The 26,508-nt window shown below is 63.0% G+C and carries 20 protein-coding genes and 1 tRNA gene; 7 read left to right on the top strand and 14 right to left on the bottom strand.

The annotated features are described in order from the left end of the window. Positions 1 to 20: 20 nt before the first annotated feature. Complete coding sequence (locus tag JYP50_RS14715; RefSeq protein WP_206561305.1) at positions 21 to 227, top strand: type II citrate synthase; 207 nt, start codon at positions 21 to 23, stop codon at positions 225 to 227. 25 nt (positions 228 to 252) lie between these two features. Here the strand turns inward: JYP50_RS14715 and JYP50_RS14720 are convergent, their stop codons facing one another. Further along, positions 253 to 1,131 carry a hypothetical protein gene (locus tag JYP50_RS14720; RefSeq protein ID WP_347136802.1) on the bottom strand — a complete coding sequence of 293 codons (879 nt, stop codon included), beginning with the start codon at positions 1,129 to 1,131 and terminating at the stop codon, positions 253 to 255. Between the two features lie 51 nt (positions 1,132 to 1,182). Continuing rightward, a complete protein-coding gene (locus JYP50_RS14725; protein ID WP_206561306.1) occupies positions 1,183 to 2,556 on the bottom strand; it encodes a glutamine synthetase family protein in 1,374 nt (457 codons plus the stop codon). A gap of 114 nt (positions 2,557 to 2,670) precedes the next feature. On the opposite strand from JYP50_RS14725, the gene JYP50_RS14730 reads away from it, so the two are divergent. The 4 genes from JYP50_RS14730 to JYP50_RS14745 all read left to right on the top strand — a co-directional run bounded on the left by JYP50_RS14730 (position 2,671) and on the right by JYP50_RS14745 (position 6,914). Beyond that, positions 2,671 to 3,954, top strand: a complete 1,284-nt coding sequence (locus tag JYP50_RS14730) for an NAD(P)/FAD-dependent oxidoreductase (RefSeq protein ID WP_206561307.1) — start codon at positions 2,671 to 2,673, stop codon at positions 3,952 to 3,954. Positions 3,955 to 3,967: 13 nt separating this feature from the next. After that, positions 3,968 to 5,002, top strand: a complete 1,035-nt coding sequence (epmB, locus tag JYP50_RS14735; RefSeq protein WP_206561308.1) for an EF-P beta-lysylation protein EpmB — start codon at positions 3,968 to 3,970, stop codon at positions 5,000 to 5,002. 197 nt (positions 5,003 to 5,199) lie between these two features. Beyond that, the gene (locus tag JYP50_RS14740) at positions 5,200 to 5,745 is read left to right on the top strand and encodes a PilZ domain-containing protein (RefSeq protein ID WP_206561309.1); all 546 of its coding nucleotides are present in this window, start codon (positions 5,200 to 5,202) and stop codon (positions 5,743 to 5,745) included. Positions 5,746 to 5,804: 59 nt separating this feature from the next. Next, the gene (locus JYP50_RS14745) at positions 5,805 to 6,914 is read left to right on the top strand and encodes a hypothetical protein (RefSeq protein ID WP_206561310.1); all 1,110 of its coding nucleotides are present in this window, start codon (positions 5,805 to 5,807) and stop codon (positions 6,912 to 6,914) included. 461 nt (positions 6,915 to 7,375) lie between these two features. On the opposite strand, the gene JYP50_RS14750 is transcribed toward JYP50_RS14745, so the two are convergent. From JYP50_RS14750 to JYP50_RS14780, 7 genes are all read right to left on the bottom strand, one after another. Further along, positions 7,376 to 8,935, bottom strand: a complete 1,560-nt coding sequence (locus JYP50_RS14750; RefSeq protein WP_206561311.1) for a Fic family protein — start codon at positions 8,933 to 8,935, stop codon at positions 7,376 to 7,378. A gap of 194 nt (positions 8,936 to 9,129) precedes the next feature. Next, a complete protein-coding gene (locus JYP50_RS14755) occupies positions 9,130 to 12,279 on the bottom strand; it encodes a type I restriction endonuclease subunit R (RefSeq protein WP_206561312.1) in 3,150 nt (1,049 codons plus the stop codon). Between the two features lie 3 nt (positions 12,280 to 12,282). Then, positions 12,283 to 13,287, bottom strand: coding sequence for a RhuM family protein (gene rhuM, locus JYP50_RS14760; RefSeq protein WP_206561313.1), 1,005 nt, complete (start codon positions 13,285 to 13,287; stop codon positions 12,283 to 12,285). Continuing rightward, entirely contained in the window at positions 13,280 to 14,461 is a 1,182-nt protein-coding gene (locus tag JYP50_RS14765; RefSeq protein ID WP_206561314.1) for a DUF4268 domain-containing protein, read from the bottom strand. The genes rhuM and JYP50_RS14765 overlap by 8 nt, the downstream gene beginning before the upstream one ends. Then, positions 14,454 to 15,968, bottom strand: coding sequence for a restriction endonuclease subunit S (locus JYP50_RS14770; protein WP_206561315.1), 1,515 nt, complete (start codon positions 15,966 to 15,968; stop codon positions 14,454 to 14,456). The genes JYP50_RS14765 and JYP50_RS14770 overlap by 8 nt, the downstream gene beginning before the upstream one ends. Next, positions 15,958 to 17,703, bottom strand: coding sequence for a type I restriction-modification system subunit M (locus JYP50_RS14775; protein WP_206561316.1), 1,746 nt, complete (start codon positions 17,701 to 17,703; stop codon positions 15,958 to 15,960). The genes JYP50_RS14770 and JYP50_RS14775 overlap by 11 nt, the downstream gene beginning before the upstream one ends. Positions 17,704 to 18,016: 313 nt before the next feature. After that, positions 18,017 to 18,093 (bottom strand) — tRNA-Pro (locus JYP50_RS14780). Positions 18,094 to 18,417: 324 nt separating this feature from the next. Between JYP50_RS14780 and JYP50_RS14785 the strand changes: the two genes are divergently transcribed. Continuing rightward, the gene (locus JYP50_RS14785) at positions 18,418 to 18,951 is read left to right on the top strand and encodes a hypothetical protein (RefSeq protein WP_206561317.1); all 534 of its coding nucleotides are present in this window, start codon (positions 18,418 to 18,420) and stop codon (positions 18,949 to 18,951) included. Between the two features lie 121 nt (positions 18,952 to 19,072). Further along, the gene (locus JYP50_RS14790) at positions 19,073 to 20,641 is read left to right on the top strand and encodes a tetratricopeptide repeat protein (protein WP_206561318.1); all 1,569 of its coding nucleotides are present in this window, start codon (positions 19,073 to 19,075) and stop codon (positions 20,639 to 20,641) included. 54 nt (positions 20,642 to 20,695) lie between these two features. Here JYP50_RS14790 and JYP50_RS14795 read toward each other — a convergent pair whose 3' ends face one another. The 5 genes from JYP50_RS14795 to bioF all read right to left on the bottom strand — a co-directional run bounded on the left by JYP50_RS14795 (position 20,696) and on the right by bioF (position 26,505). After that, positions 20,696 to 20,923 carry a DUF3094 family protein gene (locus JYP50_RS14795; RefSeq protein WP_206561319.1) on the bottom strand — a complete coding sequence of 76 codons (228 nt, stop codon included), beginning with the start codon at positions 20,921 to 20,923 and terminating at the stop codon, positions 20,696 to 20,698. Between the two features lie 79 nt (positions 20,924 to 21,002). After that, positions 21,003 to 22,796 carry an acyl-CoA dehydrogenase C-terminal domain-containing protein gene (locus tag JYP50_RS14800; RefSeq protein ID WP_206561320.1) on the bottom strand — a complete coding sequence of 598 codons (1,794 nt, stop codon included), beginning with the start codon at positions 22,794 to 22,796 and terminating at the stop codon, positions 21,003 to 21,005. A gap of 211 nt (positions 22,797 to 23,007) precedes the next feature. Continuing rightward, positions 23,008 to 23,688, bottom strand: a complete 681-nt coding sequence (bioD, locus tag JYP50_RS14805) for a dethiobiotin synthase (RefSeq protein WP_206561321.1) — start codon at positions 23,686 to 23,688, stop codon at positions 23,008 to 23,010. 14 nt (positions 23,689 to 23,702) lie between these two features. Continuing rightward, positions 23,703 to 25,331: a malonyl-ACP O-methyltransferase BioC gene (gene bioC / locus JYP50_RS14810; RefSeq protein ID WP_206561322.1), complete on the bottom strand. Its 1,629-nt coding sequence runs from the start codon at positions 25,329 to 25,331 to the stop codon at positions 23,703 to 23,705. Next, the gene (gene bioF / locus JYP50_RS14815; RefSeq protein ID WP_206561323.1) at positions 25,321 to 26,505 is read right to left on the bottom strand and encodes an 8-amino-7-oxononanoate synthase; all 1,185 of its coding nucleotides are present in this window, start codon (positions 26,503 to 26,505) and stop codon (positions 25,321 to 25,323) included. Before bioF ends, bioC begins: the two co-directional genes overlap by 11 nt. Between the last annotated feature and the right edge of the window lie 3 nt (positions 26,506 to 26,508).

Below are 26,508 nucleotides of genomic sequence, written 5' to 3' on the forward strand. Positions count from 1 at the left end.
ATTCAAGAGGACGAACAACCATGCCTGAAATCAAGCGCGAAGTGCGCCCGGTGGAGATCAACTATGTCTGCGATGCCTGCGGTACCGGGATGATGTCCAAAAGCGGCGACATGGATCCGCAATCCGGGGACATCGAGCACCGCTGCCTGATCTGCAACCACCAGCAGGTGTTCCAGTGGCGGGAGTACCCGCGCATCGAGCACGTGGGCGTGGACGAGCAGCTGTAGCCACGGCCGCCGCTTCGCCCACGATTCAGGCCGTTGCCGAGGCGCCCTCGACACCCTCGCCCACGCGGGTTTCGTACTGCCACTCGAAGACGTTGAGCTCGATGAAGATGAAGGCGAACAGCCACAGGGCCGCGTCCCAGAAGTCGAGGAAGTCGCCGGCGACCCCCCAGTAGGCGGCGGCCGCGAACAGCGTGAAGTAGAGCGCGAACTTGACGTACTTGTTCACCTGCATTGCGCGCTCGGAGAGGCCGCCGCGCAGCTGCATGCGCACTTCGATCTCCAGCACGACGACCACCAGAATCCAGGCGCCGGAATTGATCAGGTCGGTCCAGGCCAGGAGCTGGGCGTCGAACAGCTGGCCGGCGTCGGCGAGGATGTCGAAGCCGTCGATGCGATAGAGCTCGGCGCCCAGGCCGGCGCAATTGCCCGCGTCCAGCGGCACGTATTCGTCGAGGTCGACCAACACCGACCAGGGCTGGCCCAGCAGGCTGCAGGCGTCGCCGGTGGCCAGTGCGCTGTTTTGGTACAGGGTCACCAGCTCGGCGTAATAGCCGGTGAAGGCGTAGACGATGGCGACGTAGCACACCCCGCGAATACCGTGCAGGCTGAGGCGCACCCCGCCGCGGATCCTGCTGTCGTCCAGCACCGAGGTCTCCAGCTCGAACAGCAACAGCAGCACCACCCAGGCGGCGGTGTCGATGGTGGCGGCGAACACCTGGATCAGCTGCGCCGGCGCCACCCCGTGGGTAAAGGTGTGCTGCAGGGCGGAGAGTTCCTCCTGCAGGAACAGGTAGACATTGACGCACAGCAGGGCGTAGGTGAAGTATTTGACGGCGGTAAACAGCCGGTAGCGCCGGTCGCTGCCAAAAAACGTCTCTCGTTCCACCATCTGCTTCGCTTCCACTTATGACTCTTATCGACTGTTTGTCTGCGTGGTATGCCGGCGCCCCGGGCGCTACACCTGCAGTAGCAGGTGCTCCCGCTCCCAGGAACTGATCACCCGGTTGAACTCCTCGAACTCGTCGAGCTTCACCGCGGCGTAGGCGCGCAGGAACAGCTCGCCGAACATGTCCTGCAGCTCCGGCGTGTCGTGCAGCAGGCGCAGCCCCTCCTCCAGGGTGCGCGCCACTTCCACCTCGTCCTCGTTGGCGGTGCCCTGGTGGGGTTCGGTGGGCTTGAGGCCCTGCTTCATGCCCAGGTAACCGCTGGCCAGGCTGGCGGCGATGGCCAGGTAGGGGTTGGCGTCGGCGCCGGGGAAGCGGTTTTCCACCCGCGTGGCGGCGGGCTTGTCGTGGGGCACGCGGAAGGCGGTGGTGCGGTTGTCGAAGCCCCAGTTGAGGTTGATCGGCGCGGAGATATCCGGCGCCAGGCGGCGGTAGGAATTCACATTGGGGGCGTACAGGCTGATCAGCTCGGGCGTGTAGCGCTGCAGGCCGCCGATGTAGCCCATGAAGGCCTCGGTGAAATTGCCCGCGCCATCGGCAAAGATGTTCTCGCCGTTGTCGCTGCGCACCACGCTCTGGTGGATGTGCATCGCGCTGCCCGGCTCGCGCTGCATCGGCTTGGCCATGAAGGTGGCGTACATGCCGTATTTGTGCGCGGTCTCGCGCACCGTGCGCTTGAACACGAAGACCTGGTCGGCGAGGCTCATGGCGTCGCCGTGCAGGAAGTTGATCTCCATCTGCGCGGCGCCGTTCTCGTGGATCAGGGTATCCACCTGCAGCTCCTGGGCGTCGGCGTACTCGTACATGTCCTCGACGAAATCCTCGAACTCCGCCACCGCGTCGATGCTGTAGGACAGCCGCGCCGACTCGCGGCGCCCGGAGCGCCCCTTGGGGGGCATCAGCTCGTAGTCGGGGTCGGTGTTCTTGGCCACCAGGTAGAACTCCATCTCCGGCGCCACCACGGGCTTGAGGCCGTCCCGCGCGTAGAGATCGAGGATGTTGCGCAACACCGTGCGCGAGGACAGGGGGTGCAGCTCGCCGCTGGGCTTGTAGCAGTCGTGAATGATCTGGGCGGTGGGTTCCCGGGCCCAGGGCACCACCCGCAGGGTCGTGGGGTCGGGCTTGAGGATCATGTCGGCGTCGGTGGGCTCGACGAAGTCCCAGTGGTCGTCGCTGTACTCGCCGGTGACGGTCTGGATCATGATGCTTTCGGGCAGTTTGGGATGGCCCAGGCCCAGGAACTGCTGGGCCGGAATGAACTTGCCGCGGGCGTTGCCGGTCATGTCCGGCACCAGGCACTCCACTTCGGAGATACGGTGCTCGCGCAGCCAGTCCTTGATGTGCTGGGTCGCTTTCTCGGTATGGCTATCGACGTCGGTGTCCATGGGGACTCCACAGTGGGAAAGCCATGAGTATCGCAGCAGCCGAAACGGGCCGGCAAGGGGGCTAACCCTAACGTGGTATGCGGACACTCACCGCACAACCGGTATAGTGGCGCCATGCAAAACCAAGCCCATGTCGATTCCTGGTACGCCGCCAGCGCCAACCGCCAACTGGACTTCCCGCCGCTGGCGGGCGAGATCGAGGCGGATGTGTGCATCATCGGCGGCGGTTACACCGGCCTGTCCAGCGCCATCCACCTGCGAAAGCAGGGCTACAGCGTCGCCCTGCTGGAGGCCAACAAAATCGGCTGGGGCGCCTCCGGGCGCAACGGCGGCCACGTCGGCACCGGCCAGCGCGCCGACCAGCAGGACCTGGAGCGCTGGGTCGGGCTGGAGCAGGCAAAAGCCCTGTGGGACCTGGGCCTGGAAGCGGTGGACACGGTCTGCGGCCTGATCGACGACTACGGCATCGACTGCGAACTCAAGCAGGGCAACCTGCACGTGGCCTCCAAACCGGCCCACGCGCGGGACCTGGTCGAGCATGTGGCGCATCTGTCAGCCACCTACGGCTATCAACAGATGCGTTACGTGGAAGCAGCGGAGCTCGCGGAGATGACCTCCGGGCAGGGCTTTCACGGCGCCACCCTGGACACCGGCTGCCGCCACCTGCACCCGCTCAACTACGCCCTGGGCCTGGCGGCCGCCGCCGGCCAACTGGGCGCGCAACTGTACGAGGGCAGCCGCGTGCTGTCCTACCACGAGGGCGGGCAGGTGCGGGTGAAAACCGACAGCGGCGAGGTGCGGGCCCGCTACCTGGTGCTGGCCTGCAACGGCTACCTGGAGAAGCTGGAGCCGCGCACCGCCGGGCGCATCATGCCCATCAACAACTACATGCTGGCCACCGAGCCCCTGCCCGAGGCCCTGGCGCGGCAGCTGATCCGCGACGACACCTCGATGTCGGATTCGCTGTTCGTGATTAACTACTGGAAACTGTCGGCCGACAACCGCCTGCTGTTCGGCGGCGGCGAGTCCTACAGCCGCCGCTTCCCCGCCGATATCAAGGGCTTTGTGCGCAAGCACATGCTGCGCATCTACCCGGAGCTGGCCGACACCCGCATCGACTACGGCTGGGGCGGCACCCTGGCCATCACCCTGAACCGCATGCCCGACTTCGGCCGCCTGTCGGCCAACACCTTCTACGCCCACGGTTTTTCCGGCCACGGCGTGCCCACCGCCACCCTGGCGGGCAAACTGCTGGCGGAGGCGATCAGCGGCAGCGCCGAGCGCTTCGACGTGATGGCCAGCGTGCCCTCGCGCCAGTTCCCCGGCGGCACCTGGCTGCGCTGGCCGGGACTGGTGGCGGGCATGTTATTCTATAGCCTTCGCGATCGCCTGGGCTGAACCCCACCACAGCATGCCTCAAGCCAATATCCTGCGGCCGGTCCCCCTCGAGGCGGACTGGCGGGAACAACTGCGCAACGTCATTACCGACGGCCCCAGCCTGCTCGCCGAGCTGGGCCTGGACGCGGCCGCGCTGGGCTTCAGCGAACAGGCCTGCCGGGACTTCAGCCTGCGGGTGCCGCGGGCCTTCGTGCGCCGCATGCGCCCGGGGGACCCCAACGACCCGCTGCTGCGCCAGGTGCTGGCCATCGGCGACGAGTTGACCTCCCCCGCCGGCTACGGCCCGGACCCCACCGGCGAGACCGGCGGCGCCATCGCCCGCGCCGGCATCATCCACAAATACCGCGGCCGGCTGCTGCTGGTGGTGACCGGCGGCTGCGCCATCAACTGCCGCTACTGCTTCCGCCGGCACTTCCCCTACGGCGACAACCAGAACAGCCGGCGCGAGTGGCGCCAGGCCCTGGACTATGTGGCCAATGACCCCTCCATCACCGAGGTGATCCTCAGCGGCGGCGACCCCCTGGTGGCCGACGACGACTACCTGGCGGAACTGTGCGGCCATATCGCCGCCATCCCCCACGTGCGCCGCCTGCGGGTGCACAGCCGGCTGCCCATCGTGTTGCCGGACCGGGTGACACCGGAACTGTTAAGCGCCCTGTCGCCGGCCGGGTTGCAAACGGTGATGGTGGTGCACTGCAACCACGCCAACGAGCTCGACACCGATGTCGCCCGGGCCTTCGCCCACATCCGCGAGCGCGGCATCACCCTGCTCAACCAGTCGGTGCTGCTGGCCGGCGTCAACGACTCTGTAGCGGCCCTGGTGGCCCTCAGCGAGGCCCTGTTCGCCCACGGCGCCCTGCCCTACTACCTGCACCTGCTGGACAAGGTGCGCGGCGCCGCCCACTTCGACCTGCCCGAGCAACGAGCCCGCGAACTGCACGCCGCCATCACCGCCGAACTGCCCGGCTACCTGGTGCCGAAGCTGGTGCGGGAGATCGCCGGCGAGCCCGCCAAGACACCGATCTCCCCCGCCCGGGGACCGCACTGATCGCGCCTGTTAACCCTGACGCATCCCCCCAAAAAAACGCCGTCCAAACATCCCCCGAACCGGAAGCCGTGAACCGCGTCGCAGTTTTGGCGTGACTGGCTTCCCAATTTGGGGCAGCGCCCGCTCCAACCTGTTCCAATAGCTCCGCCATTGCTCTATAAGTCGGGCTCAACTGCAGCACCGACACCCGGCAAACTATGAAACGTATCCAATCAGGCAACCTGGCCATCCACGCCGCCGAAGACAAACTGCTGTTCGAAATCGGCGGCGACAGCCCCGCCCGGGCGGAAGTGCCGGTGGAGGACTTCTCGGTGATCATGGAGTTCATCCGCGCCCACAAGGAATCCCTGTCCAACCGCCGCACCGGCTTCCGCCTCGACCTGGGCCAGCTCAAAACCGGCGACTTCGCCCAGATCCGCGTGGTGGTGGAAGCCGAGGGCGAGCGCATCCCCGTCACCCCCGCCGACCTCAGCATCACCGGCATCCGCGTCTTCTCCGAAGAGTTGGACGGCGAACCCGGCATGCAGGCCACCATCCACCTGGGCTTCGAGCACACCAGCGTCAGCCTGCCCGCGGTGCTGGTGCGCCGCTACGACGACAACACCCGCTTCGCTTTCCACTTCCCCGAAATTTTCGGCGACGACGGGCGGCTGAATCCGCCGTCGGAGTTGACGCGGATTTTGTATGCGCTGGAGTCGTTGTGGCTGGATCAGAATTTGGATTTGAAGTGGAATTTGGCGTAAGTGAAGTAGCGCTGTAAAGTAACTGACAATAAAAAATAGTTGGTGGCTGGAGAGCCGGGATGGACATACTAGGCGGGTTACTGACTGTAGAGCGCTCTATACCAAGCTCAGTACTCGCCGGGCTCGCAACACAGGAATACTCGCTCCACGGTGGTGTAATTCGCAATTCCGCCGGCCAAATAGTGCGACACCTCGTCAATGCACCCGGATCCCCGATCCCGCTGGACCCCCTCGGGCTGTTGAGCGCGCCGTTTGATATTTTCAATACCTACCAGCTTCACAACCTGAAACAGCTAAGCGAACAGATCCTCGCTGTAAGCACGGCGACAATGGCTATGTCGGGCTTAACGCTTGCCGTGAGTACGGCCAGCTTCGCAGTACTGCACAGTAGCCTCAAGAAAGTGGACCGGCGCCTCCAGCAGGTGGGTAGGGATGTCGAGTGGATTAAACGATTCCTCGACTCAGAGCGCCATGCGGCACTAATGGATGCCGCGCAGGACTTGGCGGCGCTACCCTCAGACCCTGTAAACCGGAATCAGATACTGCATAACCACCGCACGAAAGTCGGCCAAATTGCCATGCAGTATCTACACGAGTGGGAAAACACCCAGGACGCTTCCCTGCTGAACTCAATTTCACATCAACACTTTTACTGCGCCGCTTTCTTACTCAAGGCGAGGTGCAGCGCCGAACTGGGGATGTTCGATAACGCGCTCACAGAGCTCACCCAGGGCAAGGAGCAATGGCTTAGCAACAGTCGCGAGATTGCCAATTCAAAAATTTTGCGGGGTGATGCAGTGAGATTCCTCGGCAATGAATACGCTGAGAACATACCTACAGCAAAACTCATCGAGTGGATGGATTTTGCAACAGATTCAAGCATCGGCCTGGAGCACATGGATGAACTGAGAAAGCAATCTCTCTCCACAAACAGATTTTCCTGGCCTTTCCGGTCAAATCAAGAGAAGTTTGAACAGCAGCACTTCGTCGAGATGATGGACAGTCTGGTGAAGCGTAAAAATGTTTTGGAAGGCTACGAAACTCAGTACAAATTCTACGCAGATAACGAGATTATACCGTCAGAATTGGAGGGCGAGCTTTCACAGCTAAATGAGTTGGCGGGCGAAAACAATTTATTGGTGCTCGCACCGAAGCAAGACATGGAGTAGCAGCTCCACCTATATTCTGTAGCTTTCGGCAATCACAATGACACTAGTTCCACATGGATTGGTGGACACCAAGAAGACAGAATTAAACGTTTTCACTGCACTGGACAGTGCAGTGCCAAGCGCTACAATTGCCCCAAACAACACCCTCCACGCCTCTCAACGATGCGCACCATGGGGGGTTACTTTTTTCGAGATCGCCAGTTCTTTGGCAACATAGGCATGCGCTTTGACGCCCACTTTCTCCTACAACGAACAGCTGGACCGCCGATAGTGCGGGCTTGGCTGTTGCCGATCCCGACAGCGCCAGACACTACCTTCAATACCTGAACTACTACCGCCTTGGCGCCTACAGCCAGGCGCGACCTTTGAGCACATGCTGAACCTACAGCGTTAAATTAATCCGGCAGCACGGCACAGTGTCAAATTGAGCTCTCCCACAAAGGCTGTGAGCAGCGCAGCAATCATCTTTTCGAATCCCCGGGATCTGCAGTTTTGCGGCCTGGAAGATTGGCAAAGGCCTGGGCCACGATGATTTGGGCTTCAGATATCTCCTCCTCCCGCATCCAGTTGAAGTGGCTTTTGCGCTTGTTCGCGGACAGCTCGCCGCCGTTTTGATGGACTACCCGGATGAACAGGTCGAGATCGTGACGCGGCCAGTCGAGCAGGTTATTCAACTCCTTCCTGGCCTTGTCGAAGCCCAGCAGGAAGTCAATTTCCTGCTGTAAGTCTTCCTCTAAGGTGCGCTCCAGGGCCCGGTAGAGGAATTCTGCCTGGGGAGTGGCATCAAAGAAGCGGAAATACACGGCATCATTACCAGTGGCCGGCAGCTCCGGGGTTGCCGGGGTGTATTGGGTGCGGGCCCGCAGTGGTCCGGAGAAGGCCTGCAGCACCGCCACATACTCATCCAGATTTGCCAGTATTACTGCCGAGACCGGCAAGACAATACCCCTGGGGGTGAAGCCCGCATTGGCCAGTACCTCGTGGATCAGGTATCGGTGGATTCGGCCGTTACCATCCATAAAAGGATGAATAAATACGAAACCAAAGGCAATGACCGCGGCATACACAACCGGATCGAAAGGGAGCGCTCCTGTGTCGTCTTCCAAGCCAGCTGCGCGGGCTTTGGCCGCGGTATCCAACAGTCCCTGCATTAGGCCCTGCAGGTCCTCAGGCCTTGCGGGCACAAACTCGACTCGCTGGCGATAGCCCAGGTCTTCACCGATCCAGTTCTGCTGATGGCGCCAACCAAACTCATGGAAGCGAGGATCGATGATGGCATTTTGCAATTCCAGCAGGCGCTGCTCGGTCAGGGACTCCCCGGTGTCGGCCTGGCGCAGCAAGTCGGCGAAGCGCTGGGCCCGGTCGGGGGAGGGCATTTCCCTCTCTACCTCAAAGGAGGATTGCGTCTCTTTCAGATAGAGGAAAGCAGCCGCACGGCGCAGCAGGTCCTGATCGTAACGCGCCAGTGCTTTCCGGGTTCGATGACGCAGGTCTTTGTTCACCATGGTTTTCAACTTATCGGTCTTGCGAACCATGGGGCAAAATGCGGGCGTGCCGGGGAGGTTGTTATTCACCCTGAAGCGAGGAACCTTTGCCCCCCTACCTGACGTAAACTCCTGCTCTGGATCCACAATGTCGACGTACTTTGCCTTTGGCGGGACGGGATCATCGACAGGGAGGAGCAGCCCTGTTATCCATTCATACAGGAAGCAACCGCGCCGGGCGTAGGCGGAAGTGGGGTTCTGGAGAATCCAATCACAGAGCACACCGGGTGGAAGCTGATCAAACAACAGGCTGAGCGCTTGCAGGTTCAAGCCCTCGTACCGCAGGGCAAACTGTAGGTGGGCAGACGCTTCCGCGGGCGGCTGGTAGTTGGGGGCAAACAGTTGCACCTGGTGCTCGCCCAGGTCCTGGCTCTGGCGTCCCTTGGTCGCACTGTCGATATAACAGTGCTGCCACAGACCGATCACGGGTAGCTGGTATTGCTCAATGAGCCAGCTGTAACCTGCCTTCTCTCTCATGGGGCCCTATCGGTGCTCTGTATCCAGCAAACGGACGTAGATGGATAAAAATTGGCGCCGAACATAAAAACTTCCTATTTATTGCTGCCAGCGTGTGATATGCGCGATTTTTAGGGATATTATGCTATTTTGCGTCAAAACAATAGAATCAGCGGCAAAAAATCAGAGGGCAACACGGGTGTATAAACGTAGGCTCACATGCTCCACTGTCTGGACAACACCTCCGCCTGCTGCAACACCAGCTCGACAGCCGCTAGTTCCTGATCAGGCGGGTACTTGTAACGTCGTAGCGTCCTGCGCACCAGAATCCGCAGCTTGGCCCGCACGCTCTCCCGCACCTGCCAGTCCACCGTAGTCGACTTCCGAAGCTTTTCGGTGATCTCCACCGCGATCTTCTTCAGGGTCTCGTCACCCAGCTCACGGACCGCGCTCTCGTTGTTGGCCAGGGCATCGTAGAACGCGATCTCATCCGGGCTGAGCCCCAAGGCAACATCCCGCTCCAGTTCGGCCTGGAACTGCTTGGCCATCGCGATCAGCTCTTCGATGACCTGGGCCGTCTCGATGCCCCGGTTGTTGTACTTGCGCAGGGTCTCCTGCAAGCGATCTGCGTACTTTTTCTCCTGCACCACGTTGTTGCGGGTCCTTGACCGGATATCGTCCTTGAGCAGCTTCTCCAGCAGCTCCACCGCGAAGTTCTTGTAGGGCATCTGACGCACGTCTTCCAGGAACTCGTCGGACAACAGCCCGATGTTGGGCTTGTCGAGACCGCACAGGGCAAAGACGTCGGTGACCCCCTCGCCCACCAGGGCATTGTCCAGTATCTGCTTCAGGGCGGAGTTCTTCTCCTCCTGGGTCAATTTCCTGTCGACGCTGGTGTGCTTGGTGATGGCTGCCTTAACCGCCGACAGGAATGCAAGCTCCTTATGGTAGGCCCGAGCCTGATCGAGCGTGCTACACAGGGAGTAGGCCTTGTTCATGGCCAGCACAGTGTCCAGGAAGCGTTTCTTGCCGTCCTGGAGTCCGAGGATGTAGTTAGCGCAAGGGATCAACAGGGCGTTGGGGCTATCTTCGAAGCCCGAGTAGTCAAAACCCGCCCCCAGCGTTCCCTTGGCGAACAGGCCGTGGATGATATCCAGCTTCTCCAGCAGGACGGCGTAGGCCTCCTCGGCATTGTGGGTGGGTTCCCCCCTGCCCTTGGCGTCGCTGTAGGTTTTCAGGGCCTGTTTCAGTTCATTGGCGATACCGATGTAGTCCACCACCAGGCCGCCCGGCTTGTTCTTGAATACCCGGTTGACGCGGGCGATAGCCTGCATCAGGTTGTGACCCTTCATGGGCTTGTCCACATACATGGTGTGGCAGCAGGGCGCGTCGAAGCCGGTTAGCCACATATCGCGGACGATCACCAGCCTGAGGGGGTCAGCCACGTCCTTGAAACGCTTCTCCAGCCGCTTCCGGGTTTTCTTGTTGTAGATGTGCGGCTGCAGCAAGGGGCGATCGGAGGCCGAGCCCGTCATCACGATTTTAATGGCCCCCTTCTCCGGGTCCGCGTCGTGCCAGTCGGGCCGCAAGGCGACGATTTCGTTGTACAGGTGGACACAGATCTCCCGGCTCATGGCCACAACCATGGCCTTGCCTTCCATCACGTCGGTGCGCGATTCGAAGTGCTCGACCAGATCCTCCGCCACCTGTTTCAGGCGCGGGCTGGCACCCACCAGCTTTTCCAGCCGGCTCCACTCCCCCTTGGTTCTCTCCCGCGCGTTGACGTCCTCCTCGTCCTCGACCACTTCCTCCACCTGGTCGGACAGCTCCTCGATGGCCTCCCGGTTGATATCCAGCCTGGCCAGGCGGGACTCGTAGTAAATGGGTACAGTGGCGCCATCGTCCACGGCATCCTGGATGTCATAGATAGAGACGTAGTCGCCGAATACGGCGCGGGTATCCTTGTCCTCATTGGCAATGGGCGTGCCGGTAAAACCGATAAAAGCGGCGTTGGGCAGCGCGTCGCGCATGTGTTTGGCGTAGCCGAATTTGTAGGTGCCGTCCTGCTTGAGCGTCGCTTTCAGGCCATATTGGCTGCGGTGGGCTTCGTCGGAAATCACCACCAAGTTGTGGCGGCTGTTGAGGACGGGGTGCCCGCCCTCGCCCTCCAGCAGCGCGAATTTTTGCACAGTGGTAAAGATGATGCCGCCAGACGCCCGTTCGGCCAGCAGGCGGCGCAGGGCGTCCCGGTCATTGGCCTGCACAGGCTCCTGCTTTAACAGGTCTTTTGCGGCGCTGAAGGTGGTAAACAGCTGGCCATCCAGGTCGTTGCGGTCGGTGACCACGATCAACGTGGGATTGTTCATCTCCGCTTGCTGCAACAATTTGCCCGCGTAGCAGCACATGGAAATACTTTTGCCCGAGCCCTGGGTGTGCCAGACCACACCGGCCTTCTTGCTGCCCGGCACCATCTCGTTGGCATACGTGGCACGCTGGTTTTCGACACCTGCTGGCGGCGCAGCGGCAATCACTGTCGCCCGCACCGCCTCGCGCACCGCGTGGAACTGGTGGTAGCCGGCGATCTTCTTGATCAACTGCTCGGAATCCGTTTCGAAGATCACAAAGTGACGGATGTAATCCAGCAGCAGCTCGCGGTCGAAAAAGCCGCGCACCAGGGTTTCCAGCTGCCACTCCAGCAGTGGCTTGTCATCCTCGTGCCGGAGGGTGCGCCAGGGCATGAAACGCTCCTGGTTGGCGGTCAGGGAGCCGACGCGGGCGTTATAGCCGTCACTGACCACCAGGGCCTCGTTGTAGACGAACAGATCGGCCACCTCGTCCTTGTAGGTCTGGATCTGGTTGAAAGCGTCCCAGATATCGACGTTCTCGGCGGTGGGGCTCTTCAACTCGATGACGGCCAGGGGCAAGCCGTTGATAAAGCAGACAACATCGGGCCGGCGCAATTGCTTGCTGCCTTCGAGGGTGAACTGGTTGATGGCGCGGAAGCGATTGGACGCCAGCTGGTTGAAGTCGACCAGCAGGGCATGATCGTGGACGACCTTATCGTCACGTTTGTACTCCACCGGCACGCCATCCAGCAGCAGGTGGTGGAAAGCACGGTTACTGACCACCGTATCCAGACTTCCCGGCTTGCTCACGTGGGCGATCACCTGCTCTATCGCAGCCTCTGGCAGGTGCGGATTGAGGCGACGGACAGCGGCCTCCAGGTCGGCGATCAGCAGCACCTGACGGTAGTCCGAACGCTCCGGTGCCGGCCCATCCGGCGCCAGGTCTGGCCCGTGGGCCACTTCCCAGCCCCCCTCTGCAAACCATGCCAGGCAGCGCTGCTCCAATTCGTCTTCCGTCATGCCTCAGTCCTTTTCCGCCACCGGCTCCTCGAGCAGGATGAAGTGCTCAATCAGCCGGATCATCAGATCCTTCTGCTCTGGCAGGCTCTCCGCCACCAGCAAGGCCAGCGCCACCAGGGTATTGTCGTTAATCAGCTGCTCCACCGGCCTGGCCAGCAGGGCCTGGTTGCGCCGCAGGTACCACAGGAACAGGAAGGAGCCGCAGCGCTTGTTCCCATCTGCCAGCGGGTGATTCTTGATCACGAAGTACAGCAGGTGTGCGGCCCGGCTGGCGACGTTGGGGTAGAACAGCTCGTCGCCGAAACCCTGCTCGATGGTGGCGAGGGCCGACGCCAGCCCCTCGCCGCGCAACTGGCCGAACAGCGCCGTGGCCTCACCCTTGGCGATCAGGGCCTGCTTGAGCTCGCTGATGGCCTCCAGGGCCTCGTCCAGCGCCAGGCCGAGCATGTCTGCCTGCCTGGCTCCCACTTCGTCCAGCTTCTGTTGGTCGTAGCCCTGCAACAGGCTCCAGGAGCGGGCATACTCACTGATCACCGCGGCCACCGCCTCGCCCTCGGCGGACACCAGACCCTGGTTTGCAAGGGTTCGGCTGAGCAGGTTAACTGCTTGCTCGAATTCGACCCCGCGCTCGGCCAGACGCCGCTGGTTGAGGGTATAGCCCTGAACCAGGTGATCTTTCAGAATTCGTGTGGCCCACTGGCGAAACTGGACACCGCGCTGGGACTTGACCCGGTAGCCGACGGAGATGATAACGTCCAGGTTGAAGTAGTCGACTTGGTAGGTTTTGCCGTCGGCGGCAGTTGTTGCATTTTTTGCAACAACTGAATCTCGCACAAGCTCCCCCTCTTTGAACACATTGCGGATATGGCGGGAAACCACGGACTTATCACGGCCAAACAGGGCTGCCATCTGGTCCAGGCTGAGCCAAGCCGTATCCTCATCCAGCGCCACCTCCAGCTGGGCCTCGCCATCGGGAGAGGTGAAGAGGTGGACTTGCTGTTCAACCATTGGCGGCCTCGATGGCAGGGAGTGACGCCTGCTTGAGCCCCTGGTTGATGGATTTCAGGTGGTCGCGCAGCGCCAGTTCCAGCTTCGTCATGTGCACGATCATCCACTGGATAATCTCAGGCCAATTCGCCTTGTCGTATCCGTCTACAGGCTTGGAATACTGGATGCGGCACGCTTTTTTATTGGGAAGGGGAAGCCATACCAGTTCAGCCCCAAACGTTTCCTGTATCACCTCCTTCTCAGCCAGCAGCTGCTCAAAAACAAAGGCGTTCACTTCTGCCTCAGAGCGCTGCATTGAAAACTCCACACGCACCTCTGTTTTCCCGAAAATCAGGTTGTAGGGCATAGACCGAAGCCCCGAGCCCGCACTCAGCCAGTGATCCTTGGCCGGGCTGATGTTGTTGTAGAGGCTACAGGCACTCTGGCTGAAGGCCTCCAGCGCCTGTTCCCAGAATGCCAGGCGCAGGGTATGGCGGTGCTTTTCCTCGGTATCGGCGCTCTTCTCTTCGCTCTCCTTGGCCACCATGCCGATCATGAACTCGGTGGATTCCGGGGTGGGGATGATCTGCTCCACATTCAGGAACAGCTCCGCACCTGCCTGGTAAGGCGTCACCTTGAAGCACTGGCAAGCGATGCCGAACTGGCTGAGCCAGAGCACGGTGTTGGTCACCTCCTTGCGGTAGCGGGCAGCAACGAAGATCAGGCGCTGGGTCTTGATACGATTGATCTGGGCCGCCTCCAGGCCGTCCACTTCCAGAAATTCCACCAGGTTGTCGGCGGCGCTGGCGGCGGGCTCGCCGCTTTCCTGAGCCTTCTGATTGAGGTAGCGCTGGTAGATATCGACCACCTGGGACTTGCTGAGATTCGCGCAGTAACCCGCGTACTTGAGCGCCTGCCAGACCACGTCCCGGCCCGTGTCATCGAGCTTATTCTCGATGATGACCAGGTTGCCGTCCTTGTCGATGGCCAGCAGGTCCAGCCGCTCGCGGGTGTCATCGAAGCCGTCGAATTCCTTCTGGATGATCAGCAGTTCCTCACCGTCGCCCTGGGCCAGGGCCTGGGGGTAGTTTTCCAACCATTCCTGCAGGTGTTTGCGCTCGCTGAAGCCGAGGTCGGTGAAGCGTTTGGCTTCCAGGGGGTTGATGCGGTTGGTGGTGGGGTCGATTTTAAACATGGGCGGCTGCTTCAGGCTCAGATACTTGGGTTTCAGAATCAGGTACGGAAAGTTCACCAGAAAGCAGTCGGGGGAGCAAAATATCGCGAGTTTCTTCGAGAGCACCTGATTCCCGCAGATTACTCTCAATACTTTTATACAACTGAGAGGCTGTTTTGGAATAGCTTAAGACAATTTCTTCTGGAGGCACCGCCACAGGAATGATTCTGAAGTTCTTTTTGCTGATTTCGGCAAAGGTTGTACCACTGGCACGGCTCTTTATTTCTTCCATGTAAGCATTGCACCACTGCAGGACAAATTCAGGGGATAATGTGTTCCCGCATATCATTGCTATATATCCCTGATTAACCGCAACTGGAATCCTTGCCAAAGCGAGGTATCCAACGGGTGCTCGAGATGACATGAGGACAGTATCGATGGGCAATAGACCAGAGCTGATTTTTGCCAATCCAGCTTCCGTGATTTTGCGCTCAGTTTCTATCAGAACCTTATCTGCAAGGCCCGACAAGTCTTTGGGCGACGTCCAGTGAATATTCCCACCATCCCAGAAGGCTGCATTTTTCGTGGATGGCGTTCCACCGCCGACAACCGCTACTTCATCCCCGATTTGGCTAACAACCCATCCCTCTGGAATTTCTCCCAACTCACTATCCTGCAACGCCGCGGGGAATAACTCCGCGGTTGCGAAAAGCTCCGCATACTGCTCGGGCTGTTCGATCTGAAAGCGGGTAAGCTGTGCTTCGTCCTTGCCGGAAATGGCCTGCATGGCGGCCAGATTCATGGCGGTATCCAGATCGGGTAGCGGTTCCGCTTCGCCGGCATCACAGACGGGGGACGCAGATTCCGCCGTGGGTTGCAGGGCCAGCCAGCGTTCCTGCGCCGCGATCTTGGCCTTGACCGGCTCGAAATCGACAAACCAGCTTTTGAAGATAGCCTGGGCTATTTTTTCGAGGGTTTGGTTAATCGATCCATTTAGCTGAGTCTTATTTTCTAGTGCATGAAGCTGATCCGCGATGCGTCTTTGAGTTTGTAGGTCAGGCTTACAAACCTTCAGAGACTCAATATGAGATTTTGTGAGAGCGTTCCGAGTTGCACCAGCACTCGCGATGGTCAGTAGCAACTCCTGTTGATATGGGGACGCGAGAAAGTAGCGCAGGAACCTTGCGTCAAACTCTTTAGGATCGGGACGAATGATAGCAACGTGTTGGTTGACTCTGGCCGGTAAGTGCTCGTTAGGCGCCAAACAAACTCGTGCTACTGAGTCGCCAGTGATATTCAGGAGAACATCATTTGATTGGACTTCCACATTACTCAGTTTTTCAGCCGCTTGTGCTGTGATATAAGCTAGCCCATTCGATTTAAATCCGTCGTTGTAGATATTTTGGCTGCGTATTAGCGCTATACATCCGGAGTCTAGATAAACACTCTTACCACCTTTTGGAGTAGCTCCGCTACCAACCTTCAAGCAATATTCGCCAAGACGAACAACGGGCCAGTCAGCACTCATATCCCAGCCCCCCAAGGTTGCGCTTAATCTCTGCCTCTAGGCGCTTACTCTCTGCAAACTGCTCCCGCAATTGTCCAGTCAGCCGCGCCATTTTCTCGGCAAAGGGCTCGCCATCGTCTTCCTGCTCAGCGGCACCGACATAGCGCCCCGGGGTCAGTACAAAGTCGTGTTTTTTGATTTCGTCCAGATGAACGGCCTTGCAGAAGCCGGAAATATCCTCATAAAACGCTGATTTCCCGCTTTCGTGGGAATGACGAGATAATGCCTGCCAAGTGTGGAACGTATCTGCAATTCTAGCGATATCTTCGTCGGTGAAGTCCCGCAGCACCCGGTCGCGCATATAGCCCAGGCTGCGGGCGTCGATAAACAGAAACTCCCCGCGGCGATCGCGCTTCCTGGCGTCGCGCACCACGCCGTTGGCTTTGTCTTTCGTCAGGAACCAGATACAGGCCGGGATCTGAGTATTGGTAAACAACTGCCCGGGCAGGGCCACCATGCACTCCACCAGGTCCTCCTCCACCAGGCGCCTGCGAATCTCGCCTTCATTGTTAGTGTTGGAACTCATGGAGCCGTTGGCCAGCAGCAGGGCCATACTGCCGGTGGGCGCCAAGTGGTGGATCATGTGCTGCATCCAGGCGAAGTTGGCGTTGCCCTTGGGCGGAGTGCCGTAGCGCCAGCGGGCATCGTCGGCCAGGGATTCGCTCCACCAGTCCTTCATGTTGAAGGGCGGGTTGGCCATCACGAAGTCGGCGCGCAGGTCCGGGTGTTGGTCGTTGAGGAAGGTGTCGGCGTTCTTCTTGCCAAAATTAAAGTCGATGCCGCGGATCGCCATGTTCATGGCGGCCAGCTTCCAGGTGGTGGGGTTAGACTCCTGGCCGTAGACCGAGATGTGCTTTTTTTGTTCGGCGGCGTCGTAGTGCTGCTCCCGCGCGTGCTCCTCGATGAACTTGTCGGAGGAGACGAAGAAGCCCCCGGAGCCCATGGCCGGGTCGTACACGCGGCCCGAATAGGGTTCGAGCATCTCCACGATCAGGGTAACGATGCTCTTGGGGGTGTAGTACTGGCCGCCCTGTTTGCCTTCCGCCAGGGCGAACTGACCCAGGAAGTACTCGTACACGTGGCCGAGGATGTCCTTGCTGTGCAGGTTCAGCGGCTCACCATCAAACACAGGCCTGGTAAAAGACGTATCGGAGAAGGTGTTGATCAGGCCGATCAGCTTGTCGTTGTCGAGCTGGTACTGGCTGATGCGGTTGAGGATGCCCTTGAGCTTGGCGTTGCTTCTCTCGATTTCCTCCAGGGCGTTGTCGATCAGCCAGGAGACCGAGCGCAGCTTGACCTCATTGCCCGCACCGTCTTGCCACAGCACGGTGCCCGTCGGCAGGACGGCCTTTTCCTTCAGGGTGTTCCAACGGGCCGGCCTGGGCACCCAGAACACATTGGCCTCGCGGTAGTAGTCGAGGATTTCCAGCTCATCCTGCAGGGCCTGCTGGTAAGCCTCGTCGCTGTCGTAGTCGTCGCGGGGCAGGTAGTAGATATTGTCGTCGCTATCGCTCTGGAACATGGCGAGGAGGGCTTCCTGGCGCTCCTCGAAGGCGTCGGAGACGTACTTGAGAAAAATCAGGCCTAGCACCACGTGCTTGTAGTTGGCGGCGTCCAGGTTGGAGCGCAGTTTGTCGGCGGCCTTCCAGAGTTTGTCGTCGAGTGCCTTCAGGAATTGTTGCTCGGTGTTGTTCATCGACCCCTCATTGGTATTGACGTTTCCGGCCAATGCGCTCGCTCAGCCGGCCTTTTCTACGTTCACAAAAGTGGACTGAACTATATCCCATGACGGGATCGATTTGGGGCCTTGCGGGTGCAGGGTGTGAGGCAGATCGGGAAATTGGCTTGAGCTAGAGTGTGGAGACGCCGGCAGTGGGCAAGAGGAACCTGCTGCCCACCCGGGAGGTGGGCACAGACAATCACTGTACGTCATGGAATCCCGGCTGGAATTCCACGTTTTCGCCGGTTGTCGCCGAAAACCGCAAAGCGGCGTAAGTCATTGATTTTATTGGTCGGTGTGAGAGGATTCGAACCTCCGACCCCTTCCTCCCGAAGGAAGTGCGCTACCAGGCTGCGCTACACACCGAGGATTTCGAGGGGGCGCTACTATACCAGACCGCCCCGGTTTTACAAATACCCGTCTAGCCCGCCCCGCGCCGGGGCTTTGTTATGGTCTTTTGGCACGTCCCAGCGGCGTCGATATTCCGTCCGGACAGTGTGAATTATGGCGCTGGCGAAGCGCCGGGGGCCTGCTAACCTCAGTTCTTGAGGGGGAGGAGGAAATGCGTCTAATTTTCCGGTTACATCGGTAACGCCCCCTCTTCCCTCCCCCAGCACGACCCAAGCGGGTGCCGGCCCGGCACTCCCGTACGCAACGCCGATGTAACCGACAGTTGTAAGGAGTTACAACATGGTGAAGCTCAAACAAGGAACCATCGCCCTGGGCCTGAGTGCCGCCCTGCTGGCACCCGTGAGTTTGGCACAGCCAGACAGCGGCGACCGGGAATTTGCCCTCGCCGGCACCGGCACCAGCGACAAAGACTTCGACAACAGCAGCTTCGGCATCTCCGGCGACCTGGGCTGGTACACCTCATCCCATATGGTGTGGGGGATCCGGCAAAGCGTGGCCTTCGCCGACGTCTCGGGGGAGGATCTGTCCGACGACTTCTGGAACGGCAGCACTCGCGGCTACCTGGACTACCACTTCGGCGGCGGCAATGCGCGGCCCTTCGTGGGCGGCAGCCTCGGCGCGGTGTACGGCGACGGGGTGAACGACGGCGGTTTTGCCGGCCTGGAATTCGGGCTGAAGTACTATGTGCTCGACTCCACCTACATCCTCGGCCGCGCGGAGTACCAGTTCTTCTTCGACAGCGGCGACGAGGCCGAGGACGCCTTCGACGACGGCGCCTGGGCCTACGTATTCGGCGTGGGCTTCAATTTCTGAGCGACCACGTGACCCTGGCGGTCACCGCTGCGCGGTGACCGCCACATCCCACCCCTCGGGCTGTACTAGTGGAGCGCTCGCAAGTACAGTAGCGTTCCAATTACCCAGCGCAACTGTACCCATGGCAAGACAACACAACCCCGCCGCCGATCGCGACCTCGCGCGGGCGGAAGCATTGGCGAAGGGCGGGCAGGTCGATACCGCCAAACGGCTCTACGAGCAGATCATCGCCCGCTACCCGCAGAACAAAAAGGCTCGCAAGGCGCTCAGCGCCCTGCAGGCCCGCGACGGCGCGGCGCTCACCCGGCAGGATTTCGAACGGGTCCTGCGCCTGGCCTCCGGCGGCAAGCTGGACGCCGCCTGCGCCGAGGCCACCAAGCTCGCCAAGCGGCACCCGGACCAGCCGGCCCTGCTCAACCTGCTGGGCGTGCTGCGCACGCGCCAGGGCAAGCCGGAGCAGGCGGTGGAACACTACCGCCGGGCCCTGGCGTTGCAGCCGGACTTTAGCGATGCGCTCAACAATCTCGCGGCGGTGTACAACGACCTGGGGCACACACGCGAGGCCGAGGCCTGCTACCAGCACCTGCTGCAAATGACCCCCCGGGACCCCGAGGCCTGGTACAACCTGGGCAACAACCAGCGCAAGCTGGGGCAGTTCGACAACGCCCTCAAAAGCTACCGCAACGCCGTGCAACTGCGGCCCTTTTTCGCCGAGGCCCACTACAATCTGGGCAATACCCATGTCGACCTGGGCCAGCCAGACCAGGCGCTGGAGTGCTACCAGGACGCCCTCGGTATTCGCGACGACTTCCACCGCTGCCGCCACAGCCTGGGCAACGCCTACCTGAGCATGGGCCGCCACACCCGCGCCGCGGCCTGCTTCAAGCGCCTGGCGGACGACAACCCCAGGGACATCGACGCCCTGCTCGGCCTGGCCAACGCCGAGAATGCCATCGGCCAGGTCACCGCCGCGGCGGAAAACTATAAACGGGCACTGGAGCTCGATCCCGGCTGCGCCACGGCGCGCCACCATTTCAATGCCCTGCGGCACAAACGCAGCGACCGCGCGCCGGAGGAATACGTGCGCGGCATGTTCGACAACTACGCCGCCGGCTTTGAACAGCACCTCACCGAGGGTCTCGGCTACGGGGCCCCCGCACAATTACGCCGTCTCTGCGAGCAACTCGACATGGGCGCCGCACCAGGTGGGCGGGCAATCGACCTCGGTTGTGGCACCGGCCTGGCCGGCCAGGCCTTTGGCGACCTGGCGGAGTCCATTGTCGGCGTGGACCTCTCGCCGCGCATGCTGCGCGAGGCTAAGAAAAAGGACGTATACGCCGAGTTGGTGACCGGTGACATTCTCAAGGTGCTGAAGGAACGCGACGAGTCCTGGGACCTCGCCGTGAGTTGCGACACCCTGGTGTATCTCGGCGACCTGCATCCCCTGTTCCGCAACCTCGCCCCGCGGATGGCGGCCAACGGCCGCGTGCTGCTCACCACGGAGCACCTGGAGCAGGGCGACTTCGACCTGCTGCCCTCGGGGCGCTACGCCCACAGCCGCGACTATGTGGCCGCCGCGGCCACCGCGGCGGGCCTGGAGCTGCTGCACTTCGAAACCACCCAGCTGCGCAAGGAGCGCGGCGAGTGGCTGACCGGTGGGCTGTACTGCTTCGCCAAACCCGCCGCCTAGCGCGGCGGGCCTGATGGCCAGCGTCCGCCCGGGAATCCCGGGCGGAACCCCGACTCAGTACACTCCCGCCCAGCGGGCCAGCACCTGGCTAAACAGGCTCAGGCCCATGACCACCACCACCAGCATGATCAACAGCCGCAGGGGCCTGAAGGGCTTGCGCTCCACCGAGTTCACGCCGCGCTTGAGGTAGGCATCTACCTTGGCCTGGTCCTCGGGGTAGAGGCGGTTTTCGTCGTCGACATCGACGTTGGCGGTTTCGGCTTTCACGGGTTTCTCTGCCATAGCGATAAAAAAAGGGACAATACCTCCCCGGTATTGTCCCCCTTCGGCGCTCGCAAGTCACCTGCGGTGACGGCCCCGGTCAGATGGCGAACAGTTCCTCCGGCATCTGCATCAGGTTGTCGGCGCCGGACAGCAGCACCTGCTTGTGGGCCTGGGTGCGCGGCAGCAGGCGGTCGAAGTAGAAGCGCGCGGTCATCAGCTTGGCCTCGTAGAACGAGGTGTCGCCCTCGGCGGCGGCGATCTTCTGCCGCGCCAGCACGGCCATGCGCGCCCAGAAGTAGGCCAGGGTCACGTAGCCGCTGTACATCAGGTAGTCCACCGCGGCGGCGCCGGCCTCGTCGGGGTTCTGCATCGCGGCCTCGCCGATCTTCATCGACATCTCCAGCCACTCGTCCTTGTACTGCTTGAGCGCGTCGATATAGGGCGCGTCGGCGGCATCGGTGTGGGCGGCGCAGAATTCATCCATCAGGCCGGTGAAGCTCATCAGCAACTGGCCGCCGGAGCCCAGCACCTTGCGGCCGAGCAGGTCCAGTGCCTGGATGCCGGTGGTGCCCTCGTAGAGGGTGGAGATGCGCGCGTCGCGCACGATCTGCTCCATGCCCCACTCGCGGATGAAGCCGTGGCCACCGAAGACCTGCAGGCCCAGGTTGGCGGACTCGAAGCCGGTCTCGGTGATAAACGCCTTGGCGATCGGGGTCAGGAAGGCCAGCAGGTCGTCGGCGGCTTTGGCGCGCTCCTCGTCGCCGGCGTGCACGATATCGCCCTGCTGCGCCAGGAAGTAGATAAAGGCGCGGCTGCCCTCGGCCAGGGCCTTCTGGGTCAGCAGCATGCGGCGCACGTCGGCGTGCACGATGATCGGGTCGGCGGGGCCGTCGGGGTTCTTGGGGCCGCTCAGGCTGCGCATGGCCAGGCGGTCGCGGGCGTAGGCCAGGGCGCCCTGGTAGGACAGCTCGCCGTGGGCCAGGCCCTGGATGGCGGTGCCGATACGGGCGGTGTTCATAAAGGTGAACATGCAGGCCAGGCCCTTGTTGGGCGGGCCGATCAGGTAGCCTTTGGCGCCGTCGAAGGTCATCACGCAGGTGGCGGAGGCCTTGATGCCCATCTTGTGCTCGATGGAAGCGCAGTCCACCGCGTTGCGCTCGCCGAGGCTGCCGTCGTCGTTCACATTGAACTTGGGCACGATGAACAGGGAGATGCCCTTGGTGCCCTCGGGGGCGTCGGGCAGGCGGGCCAGCACGATGTGCACGATGTTTTCCGCCATGTCGTGCTCGCCGGCGCTGATGAAGATCTTGTTGCCGGTGATGGCGTAGCTGCCGTCGGCCTGGGGCTCGGCCTTGGTGCGCAGCAGGCCCAGGTCGGAGCCGCAGTGAGACTCGGTGAGGCACATGGTGCCGGTCCAGCTGCCTTCAATCAGCTTGGTGAGGTACTTGCGTTTCTGCTCCTCGTCGCCGTGGGCCTCCAGGGTGTTGACGGCGCCGTGGGACAGGCCCGGGTACATGCCCCAGGACCAGTTGGCGGTGCCGATCATCTCGCTCATGATGCTGCCCAGGAAGCTGGGCATGCCCTGGCCGCCGTAGGTGGGGTCGGCGGGTAGCGCGGGCCAGCCGCCCTCCACGTACTGCTGGTAGGCGGCGGCGAAACCCTCGGGGGTCTTCACGCCCTCGGGGGACCAGGTGCAGCCCTCTTCGTCACCGCTCTGGTTCAGGGGCGAGAGCACGTTCTCGGCGAATTTGGCGCCCTCGTCCACGATGGCGTTCATCAGGTCGGCGGTGGCGTCTTCATAGCCGGGCAGGGTCTGGTAGAGCTTCTCGGATTCGAGCAGCTCGTGCATCACGAATTGCATGTCCCGCAGGGGGGCTTTGTACTCGGGCATGGTAGGTACCTCTGGTTGAATGCTGGGCCGCTCTGGCGTGACCGGGGCGTGACTTGTGGCGCGCCGTGACGTGGGCAGGGGCCTATGTGTTCGGCGTTCACATTCTGCGGAAAAAACACCCGAAGTCAAATATCTTTTTCAGGCGAAACGGGGTGGCCGCGTGGGCAGCGCGGTTATAAAGCGCGCGATCGGAAATGCTTGATGTAAGCGCTTACATACCGTAAATCAATGATAAATCAAGCAGGTCGGAGGCCTTTTTCGGGTCAAAAGGCGTCAATCGGGGCACCTCCCCCAACAGCGGCGCCGGCAGCCAGCGCCGCAATGTGTCCACGTTTTCCGCGTGGCAGGCCATGGGTTCACCCACCTGGTTGGCCACCCAGCCCAGCAGGGGCAGGCCGTCGCGGCGGATGGCCTCGGCGGTGAGCAGGGCGTGGTTGATGCAGCCCAGGCGCATGCCCACCACCAGGATCACGCCGAAACCGAGCTCCCGGGCCAGGTCCGCCAGGGTCTCGCGCTCGTTCACCGGCACCCGCCAGCCGCCGGCGCCCTCGATCAGCACGAAATCCGCCGGACCGCTGGTCACCCCCCGGCACAGCCCGGCCAGGCGGCCCACCTGCAGGCGCTTGCCCGCCTGCCGCGCGGCAATGTGGGGCGCCACCGACGGCGCCAGGGCCACCGGGTTGACCTGGGCGTAGGGCAACTCCTCGGTCATCGCCGCCTGCAATGCCAGGGCGTCCTCGTTGTGGCCCTCGGCATCGCAGCCCGCCGCCAGCGGTTTCACCGCCGCGGTGCGCAGGCCGCGGGCGGCGGCGGCGTGCAGCAGCGCGCAGCTGATGGCGGTCTTGCCCACCTCGGTGTCGGTGCCGGTGACGAACGCATTGAGTCGACTCATATCCGCTGCAATTCCTAACCCTGTTCATCCTTAACAACGTGCCCGTAGAGCACCTCGTAACTGGCCGGCAGGCGGCCCGCTTCGCGGAACTGCTCGTAGGCCTGCATCATGCCGCCCAGCACCTTGCGCCCGCCCAGCCCGGCGGGGCGCCCGCGCTGCATGTTGTGGGCGCCGAGGGTCTTGAGTTCGGCGAACAGTTCGCGCACGTGTCCGTAGTGGAGGCAAAAGTCCTCCCGCTCCAGCGTGAGGGCCAGGCTGCCGGTACCGGCGCAGGCCCGCTCCAATGCACTGGCGGGCAGGAACTCATTGACGTGGGGGTGCGCATCCACCGCCGCCCAGGCGCTGCGCAGCTGGTGGAGCGTGGCCGGACCCAGGGTGCTGAACACGCAGGCGCCGCCGGGGCGCAGCACCCGCGCCAGCTCCGCGAACAGGGCCGCCGGCTGCTGGCACCACTGGATCGCCAGGCTGCTGAATACCAGGTCCACCGAGTCCGTCGCCAGGGGCAACTGCTCGGCGTCGCCGGCCACCCAGCAGCCCTCGACACCGCGCTCGCGGCGGGCGTAATCGAGCATGCCGGTGGCGAGATCCAGGCCGATGTAGCGCGCGTCGGGGAAGCGCTCGTGCAGGGCCGGCTGGAAGTAACCGGTGCCGCAGCCCAGATCGAGCACGGTGCGGACCTCGCCGCGCACCCGGCCCAGGCGCCGCAGCAAACCCTCGCCCACGTCCCGCTGCAGCTTGGCCACGCTGTCGTAGGTCTGCGCGGCGCGGCTGAACGAGCCGGCGATATCGGCCTTGTCCAGGCGGGCCGGGGCTGCGGCGGCGACTGGCCGCCGCAGCCCGCTGCGTTCCAGGAAATCCGCCAGGGCCGCGGCCACCGCCTCCGGGGCCTGCAAGGGCAGGGCGTGGCCCGCACCCGGCAACAGGCAAACCTCGGCCTGCGCGCGCTCGCGCAACAGGTTCTCCAGCGCCGGAACCAGACCCCGGGGCACCAGCTGGTCCCGCTCCCCCAGCAGGTGCAGCTGGGGTACGGGCAAGGCGGCGAGTACCTGCCGGGTATCGAGCTGCGACAGCCAGTTAAGGCCCCGCACCATGCCGGCGGCGCCGGCCTCGCGGCAGGCGCAGAGGGCGTGGCGAATGGCGGGCGCGCCATCCAGTTGCAAGGCCTGCAGGGCCTCGAAACGTTTCAGGGCGCGCTCGGGGTTGGCGATGTAGCCCTCCCGCACCAGCTCCAGCTGCCGCGGCACCACCCCCGGCCAGCCGTCCGCGGCGGCGAAATGCGGGTTGCTGGCCAGGGTCACCAGGCCGTTGACCCGCTGGGGGTAGCGCGCGGCCAGCAGCGCCGCCAGCTGCCCGCCCAGGGACCAGCCCACATACACCGCCTCTTGCGGTGCGCGCGCCACGATCGCCGCCAGCAGCTCATCCAGGGCCAGCGGCGGCCCGGCCCCGCCCAGCCCGGGCAGGTCCACCAGGGTGACATTGGCCCAGGGCCGCAGGGCCGGCAGCAGCGCCCGCCAGCAGGCCCTACTGCTGCCCCAGCCGTGTAACAACACCAGCTCCTGGCGCGCTTCACCGCTCGCCAGCAGGCGCTCGGCGGGTAGCCTGCCGGTGGCCGGAGGCTCGGAGGCGAGGGCTTCAGGCGGCATGGCGGCTCCAGCACGCGCCCAGGGTGTCCAGCAGGCAGTCGACATCGGCCTCGCTGTGGGCCGCGCTCAGGGTCACCCGCAGGCGGGCGGTGCCGGCGGGCACCGTGGGCGGGCGAATGGCGCCGACCAGGGCGCCGCGCTCGCGCAGGGCCGCGCTGAGGGCCATGGCCACATCGGGCTCGCCGACATGCAGCGGCTGGATGGGGCCGTGCACCTCCGCCAGGGGCAGGCCGAGCTGCGCCGCCCCCCGGCGGAAGCGCTCGACCAGGTCCCGCAGGTGGTCCCGGCGCCAGGCTTCCTCGCGCAGCAGTTGCAGCGCGGTGAGCGCCGCGGCGGCGATGGCCGGCGGCATGGCGGTGGAATAGATGTAATTGCGGGCCAGTTGCAGCAGGGCCTCGACCAGGTCCTCGCTACCGGCCACGAAGGCCCCGGCGGTGCCCAGGGCCTTGCCCAGGGTGGCCATCAATACCGGCACCTCGGCCTCGCCGAGCCCCGCGGCCTCGGTGCTGCCGGCGCCGGTGGCGCCCAGCACGCCGAAGCCGTGGGCGTCGTCGACCATCAGCCAGGCGTCCCGCTCCCGGGTGAGGGCGGCCAGCTCGGCGAGGGGAGCGACGTCGCCGTCCATGCTGAACACGCCATCCACCACCACCAGGGTGGCGCCATCGGCCTGTTCGGGGGCGCGCTCGAGCTTGCGCGCCAGGTCGTCCAGGTCGTTGTGGGCGAAGCGCCGCAGGCGGGCGCCGCTGTGCAGGCCGCCGTCCAGCAGCGAGGCGTGGTTGAGGCGGTCCTGCAGCACGGTGTCCCCCGCCCGCAGCAGCGCCGCCAGGGTGCCGGTGTTGGCGGCGAAGCCGCTGCCGAACAGCAGCGCCCGCGGGCGGCCGGTAAAGTCCGCCAGGGCCTCTTCCAGGGCGTGATGGGGCGCGCTGTGGCCGCACACCAGGTGCGAGGCGCCGCTGCCCACGCCGTACTCGGCGGCGGCGCGGCGCAGGCTCTCCACCACCTTGGGGTGGGCCGCCAGACCCAGGTAGTCGTTACTGCAGAAGTTGAGCAGTTCGCGCCCCGCCACGCGCACCCGCGCGCCCTGGGCGGACGCCAGGTTCAGGCGTTCGCGGTACAGGCCGCTGGCCCGGCGCTCCTCGAGGGTCGCGGCCAGGCGCCGGGAAAATACCGACACGGC

Origin of the sequence: Parahaliea mediterranea (assembly GCF_017255185.1) — a bacterium.
In the GTDB taxonomy this organism is placed as follows: Bacteria; Pseudomonadota; Gammaproteobacteria; order Pseudomonadales; family Halieaceae; genus JAFKCZ01.

What these genes read in the sequence shown, in the direction of transcription:
- JYP50_RS14715 (WP_206561305.1), top strand. Translation starts at nt 21, where the DNA reads ATGCCTGAAATCAAGCGCGAAGTGCGCCCGGTGGAGATCAACTATGTC.
- JYP50_RS14725 (WP_206561306.1), bottom strand. Translation starts at nt 2,556, where the DNA reads ATGGACACCGACGTCGATAGCCATACCGAGAAAGCGACCCAGCACATC.
- JYP50_RS14730 (WP_206561307.1), top strand. Translation starts at nt 2,671, where the DNA reads ATGCAAAACCAAGCCCATGTCGATTCCTGGTACGCCGCCAGCGCCAAC.
- epmB (WP_206561308.1), top strand. Translation starts at nt 3,968, where the DNA reads ATGCCTCAAGCCAATATCCTGCGGCCGGTCCCCCTCGAGGCGGACTGG.
- JYP50_RS14740 (WP_206561309.1), top strand. Translation starts at nt 5,200, where the DNA reads ATGAAACGTATCCAATCAGGCAACCTGGCCATCCACGCCGCCGAAGAC.
- JYP50_RS14745 (WP_206561310.1), top strand. Translation starts at nt 5,805, where the DNA reads ATGGACATACTAGGCGGGTTACTGACTGTAGAGCGCTCTATACCAAGC.
- JYP50_RS14750 (WP_206561311.1), bottom strand. Translation starts at nt 8,935, where the DNA reads ATGAGAGAGAAGGCAGGTTACAGCTGGCTCATTGAGCAATACCAGCTA.
- JYP50_RS14755 (WP_206561312.1), bottom strand. Translation starts at nt 12,279, where the DNA reads ATGACGGAAGACGAATTGGAGCAGCGCTGCCTGGCATGGTTTGCAGAG.
- rhuM (WP_206561313.1), bottom strand. Translation starts at nt 13,287, where the DNA reads ATGGTTGAACAGCAAGTCCACCTCTTCACCTCTCCCGATGGCGAGGCC.
- JYP50_RS14765 (WP_206561314.1), bottom strand. Translation starts at nt 14,461, where the DNA reads ATGTTTAAAATCGACCCCACCACCAACCGCATCAACCCCCTGGAAGCC.
- JYP50_RS14770 (WP_206561315.1), bottom strand. Translation starts at nt 15,968, where the DNA reads ATGAGTGCTGACTGGCCCGTTGTTCGTCTTGGCGAATATTGCTTGAAG.
- JYP50_RS14775 (WP_206561316.1), bottom strand. Translation starts at nt 17,703, where the DNA reads ATGAACAACACCGAGCAACAATTCCTGAAGGCACTCGACGACAAACTC.
- JYP50_RS14785 (WP_206561317.1), top strand. Translation starts at nt 18,418, where the DNA reads ATGGTGAAGCTCAAACAAGGAACCATCGCCCTGGGCCTGAGTGCCGCC.
- JYP50_RS14790 (WP_206561318.1), top strand. Translation starts at nt 19,073, where the DNA reads ATGGCAAGACAACACAACCCCGCCGCCGATCGCGACCTCGCGCGGGCG.
- JYP50_RS14795 (WP_206561319.1), bottom strand. Translation starts at nt 20,923, where the DNA reads ATGGCAGAGAAACCCGTGAAAGCCGAAACCGCCAACGTCGATGTCGAC.
- JYP50_RS14800 (WP_206561320.1), bottom strand. Translation starts at nt 22,796, where the DNA reads ATGCCCGAGTACAAAGCCCCCCTGCGGGACATGCAATTCGTGATGCAC.
- bioD (WP_206561321.1), bottom strand. Translation starts at nt 23,688, where the DNA reads ATGAGTCGACTCAATGCGTTCGTCACCGGCACCGACACCGAGGTGGGC.
- bioC (WP_206561322.1), bottom strand. Translation starts at nt 25,331, where the DNA reads ATGCCGCCTGAAGCCCTCGCCTCCGAGCCTCCGGCCACCGGCAGGCTA.